We start from the raw sequence: 4,313 nt of genomic DNA, 5'->3' as shown, positions 1-4,313 counted from the left end.
CCAGTGTTTATTGGGGTTTTAAAACCAAGGATGCACGTAAAAAAATGCAGCGTTTATATCCAAGCATTTAACCCAGCAAAATTGCCTTGGTGGACTACTAGGACGGAATTTCCTGCCCAAGATGCAACAAGAATACATCAATCTATACCTACCAAAGCTTGCTTTGCAGATGGGCGGCGAAGTAGTGGAAACGAAAACTCATGATTCTATCACTACTGTTCGCGTCGTTTTACCAACTCAAACTCAAAGGAGATAACAAATGTCTCATTTCTCAACAGTCAAAACTCGTTTAGTCAATCGTGAATGTCTCGTGCAAGCTTTGGAGGATCTGAAGCTTCAACCCAAGGTCTATGAAATACCACAGCCATTAACTGGTTATTACGGGGATTCGCAAGGGCAGAGTGCAGAGATTATTGTCCCTGGCTACACCTTCAATGCTCGTGCAGACATGGGTTTTAAGTGGACTGGGACTGAGTACGAGATGATCCAGGACGAGTACGAAATCATCAGGCAACTTGGAGGCAAATTCTACGCTACTCAGTTGATGCAAGCTTACGGCAAACGGATGGTTCTTGCCAAAGCTGCCCAATTACAAGAAAGGTTTGGCGAATGCACGATTGCACAAGAAACCAACGGGCAAGTGCAAACCCTACGCCTGACTTTTGCCGGACATCAGGAAGTTCAACAATTCGCACGGAGATAAATCATGCGCTCAGTATTAATTCATTTTGACCAACTCACGGGTGAAGTAAAGGTAGAAGCAGAAGGATTTGAAGGTTTGAGTTGCCTGGAAGCCACACAGCCATTTGAAGAAGCATTAGGGGTTGTGAGCGAACGGGAGTTTAAGGACGAAGCTCAAACCCAACAACTGCGGACAACTTTAAATCATCAAACCAGACTCAGACAATAATAAAAAATGGGGGATAGGGCTAATAGTCTGCCAAGACAACTTTGCGTGGTGGACAGCAGAGGGGCAGAGGGCTTAAGGGGCAGGGGAGAAACTACCTTCATTCCCCCCCTGCTCCCCTGCTCCCCTGCACAAGAGCTAGGTCTACACGGCAATTTTGGGTTGGTACGCTACTAATCCCCCAAAGCATTTATGGATTTACCAAAAGAATATCCTGTCATCCACATCTACGCACAGCAAAAACCATGTCAGCCTGTGATCATCAAGGCGAATACTGAAGGCTTGTGCGTCTTACTTAATGCCATCGTCAACGCACTTGCTTATCCGCAAAACAACAGTACAGCAGAGGTTTTCTGCGGCGATGCCGAATGTTATCAGGCAATTGTTCAAGTTGTGAATACTCACGATGAACTTGCTCCATTACCGTATAAAGAACTACCACAATGAACCTAAATAACTTATTCAGTACCCTGGATTCACAAATTCCTATTGCTGCGTTAGAGGTACTCGCTCCAGAAGAAGCCACAATCATTCAGTGGCTCACCTCTCAAGCGCAAGAGAAACTCGAATGCCCGACTTACTTCTGGAACCTGGGAGTCTCCACCCTGGAACAATGCTTGATTGCCGACGATGGTGGATTGGTGTTTAAGCCAGTACCGGAGTACAAACGACCACCCCAGGCAGACCCGCTAATATATATTTTCGAGTACATCAATAACTTCACAGGCAACGGCGTATTCATCCTTAGTGACGTGCATCCCTTTGTTTCAAAGAACTCACCGCAGTTATCCTGGGAAATCCTCACACGGGTTAAGAACTTGTACCACAGGTTAAAACCCACCGATAAACGCATCATCTTCCTCGGTCAAAACATCCAACTGCACGAATCTTTAGTAAGGCTGATTCCGTTTGCAGAAGTGCCACTGCCCACCGCTCCGCAGATTCAAGAGCATCTTGATTCTTACTTGCAGTATTTAGGGGAGTCGGCACAAGAACAACAAGTCAAGTTCACAGTTTCCTTGACGGCTGCTGAAACCGAAGCACTTGCACGAGCGGCTTTAGGTCTGACTCTCGAAGAAATTAGCGACTTCTTACGCCTAACTGTTAAAGAGCGTTTGAATCCCAATGGTATTACTATTGATGCCAGCATTACGCCATTAGCTGTTGCGTACAAAACTCGGTTGCTCTCACAGATGGGTATTGAGTTGGGCAAACCAGCTACAATTCCTTTCGGTGGACTCGACTTGTTACGCGAGTGGTTGAATCGTCGGCGGCGGTTGTTTACGCAAGAGGCGCGGCTGCTGCATCTGCCTCAACCCAAAGGTGTGCTGTTGGCAGGGCCTCCGGGTACAGGAAAAACCAGTGTTGCTAAGAACATCGCCAATATACTTAATCTACCACTACTTCAACTCGACATTTCATCAATGCTGGGTAGTCTGGTTGGTGAGTCGGAAGGCAATATCCGTAGGGCTTTGAAGACAGCCCAAGCGATCGCTCCATGTGTCCTATGGTTGGACGAAATCGAAAAAGCTTTGTCTGGACAAGGCGACACTAGCGGCGTTTCACAGCGAATCCTGGGGAACATCCTCACATTCATGTCTGAATGTCAGAGTGGTGTGTTTGTCGTCGCCACCTGCAATGACCCCTCCGCACTACCAACGGAACTCAAAAGGAAAGGCAGATTTGATGAAAATTTCTTTGTAGACCTGCCATCTGAACCAGAACGAGCGCAAATCCTCAGCATTCATCTACATCGCTTTGGGATTGCAATTGAGGACGAATATCTAGAGGCTGTAGCTGCTAACACCGCCCAATTCTCCGGCGCGGAGTTGGAGACGCTGGCTGCTGAGGCGGCATTGCTGGCATTTGACGAAGGTAGACCTCAACAGGTGACTTTGGGTGATCTGGAGGCAATTCGGCAGACGATTACACCACTGGCTGTGCAAGATGCGGCGGCAGTCGAGCGTATGCGTGACTGGGCGAAAACTGCAAGGGCCGCATCAAGTCCGATCGCGGATAAACCTACCCAGTCGTTGAAGACTGCGAGATTCCGGAATCTGAACTAAGAAACAGGCGATTGCTTTCGCTATTTGTGAAGGTAATCGCTTGAACACAGTGTTTTATAAGGATTAAGAGAATGTCAGCAGATTTAGTAACTTACTACGGTCAAACCGACCGCATTGATTCCTTAGTTGAGAAATATGGGCCACACCTAGAGCAATTGGACAGAGAAACAAAACTTTTACTTCGCATCACCTTGTCAACTTATGTATTGATGCAACAAGAATACTCTTCTTCTGAATATTCAACATCAGCAGCATTACAAGATGCGTTGTGCGAGTTGGTTCTCCCCGACAGTATTCCTCAAGATTTGTACGATATTTGTTCGCAACTTGAGGGGCTAACAGTTGATGAAGCCGAAACAATTTTAGAAGCTCTACAACATCAAATCCGTTGGGGTAATGCGCGGTTGCTTGTAAATCAATAGGTAAGGAGTCAGAATCCAGAATCCAGAAGTCAGAATTAATAAGAGTTTAACAACCAATACTATGAAACTATCAAAATTTAACCTAGCAGACTCTTAATTTATGGATAATTCTGACTTCTGACTCCTGACTCCTAAATACTTACATCAATAGCTTACTAAACGCTCCGCAATCAACAATTGAAAGCATTAGAAATATTCAGGAGATAATTATGCAAAATCAAGGGTTGCATGATGCTACTGTTCAATCACTCACCGATAGAGGTTGTCCCGAAGAATTAGCGAAACAAGCCGCAAAAGTCGTTGCTAATGATGACGCAACAAAACCTGATTTGGGACGTACTAAAGAAGACCAAAAAGTAATTCAAGAAGCTCTGCCTTATTTGCAGAATCAATAGTTTGATTATGGTGAATATTTTAAATGATGAAATATTCACCTCATTACTAATTAAGGACTAAAAATCATGGAAACATATTTAGTTTATGTCGATGCTGCTAACAACAGCAACAAATTCTGGTTAGCTAAGGTTGAAGATAATAAAGTAACAGTGCAATGGGGTCGAGTCGGCTACAATGCCCAAACTAAAATTCACTCTTTCAACAGCCATCAACAAGCTAATTACAAATATCATAATCTCATAGCCGAAAAGAAAGCTAAAGGCTATCAAGAGAGTCAGCCGCAGATGGATTCTAGTTGTTCTGTTGCGGATATTAGGAGAGCATTGCAATTACTCAATAGTCTACGTTCTTTTGTAGCTAATCACAATTTTAATAGCAGCTATATCCAAACGCTCAACGACTACTTAAAAATCGTTCCCACACCTTTGGGGATGCAAATTGACCCGTATCGGGTGTACCAAACAGTAGGAGATGTTGATCATCAAGTTCAACTGCTAAATTCGCTGCTGCCATCCCATGCTG

At 44.7% G+C, this 4,313-nt stretch carries 8 protein-coding genes; all 8 read left to right on the top strand.

Annotated features, from left to right (window positions below):
- A partial coding sequence (locus H6G76_RS36795; protein ID WP_206757046.1) for a hypothetical protein occupies positions 1 to 204 on the top strand: 204 nt, incomplete at its 5' end.
- Positions 205 to 259: 55 nt separating this feature from the next.
- A complete protein-coding gene (locus H6G76_RS36195) occupies positions 260 to 703 on the top strand; it encodes a DUF1257 domain-containing protein (protein WP_190711006.1) in 444 nt (147 codons plus the stop codon).
- Entirely contained in the window at positions 704 to 910 is a 207-nt protein-coding gene (locus H6G76_RS36190; protein WP_190711007.1) for a DUF2997 domain-containing protein, read from the top strand.
- Positions 911 to 1,099: 189 nt separating this feature from the next.
- Positions 1,100 to 1,354 (top strand): hypothetical protein, encoded by a 255-nt coding sequence (locus H6G76_RS36185; protein WP_190711005.1) that lies wholly within the window; start codon positions 1,100 to 1,102, stop codon positions 1,352 to 1,354.
- The gene (locus H6G76_RS36180; protein ID WP_190711004.1) at positions 1,351 to 2,973 is read left to right on the top strand and encodes an AAA family ATPase; all 1,623 of its coding nucleotides are present in this window, start codon (positions 1,351 to 1,353) and stop codon (positions 2,971 to 2,973) included. The genes H6G76_RS36185 and H6G76_RS36180 overlap by 4 nt, the downstream gene beginning before the upstream one ends.
- 71 nt (positions 2,974 to 3,044) lie before the next feature.
- Complete coding sequence (locus H6G76_RS36175) at positions 3,045 to 3,395, top strand: hypothetical protein (protein ID WP_190711003.1); 351 nt, start codon at positions 3,045 to 3,047, stop codon at positions 3,393 to 3,395.
- A gap of 209 nt (positions 3,396 to 3,604) precedes the next feature.
- Positions 3,605 to 3,790, top strand: a complete 186-nt coding sequence (locus tag H6G76_RS36170; protein WP_190711002.1) for a hypothetical protein — start codon at positions 3,605 to 3,607, stop codon at positions 3,788 to 3,790.
- Between the two features lie 66 nt (positions 3,791 to 3,856).
- On the top strand, positions 3,857 to 4,313 hold a 457-nt coding region (locus tag H6G76_RS36165; RefSeq protein ID WP_190711001.1), incomplete at its 3' end, for a WGR domain-containing protein.

It is taken from the genome of Nostoc sp. FACHB-152, from assembly GCF_014697475.1.
GTDB lineage: Bacteria > Cyanobacteriota > Cyanobacteriia > Cyanobacteriales > Nostocaceae > Nostoc_B.
Note: the sequence above shows the minus strand (reverse complement) of the source record. Positions and strands in the feature narration are given on the sequence as shown.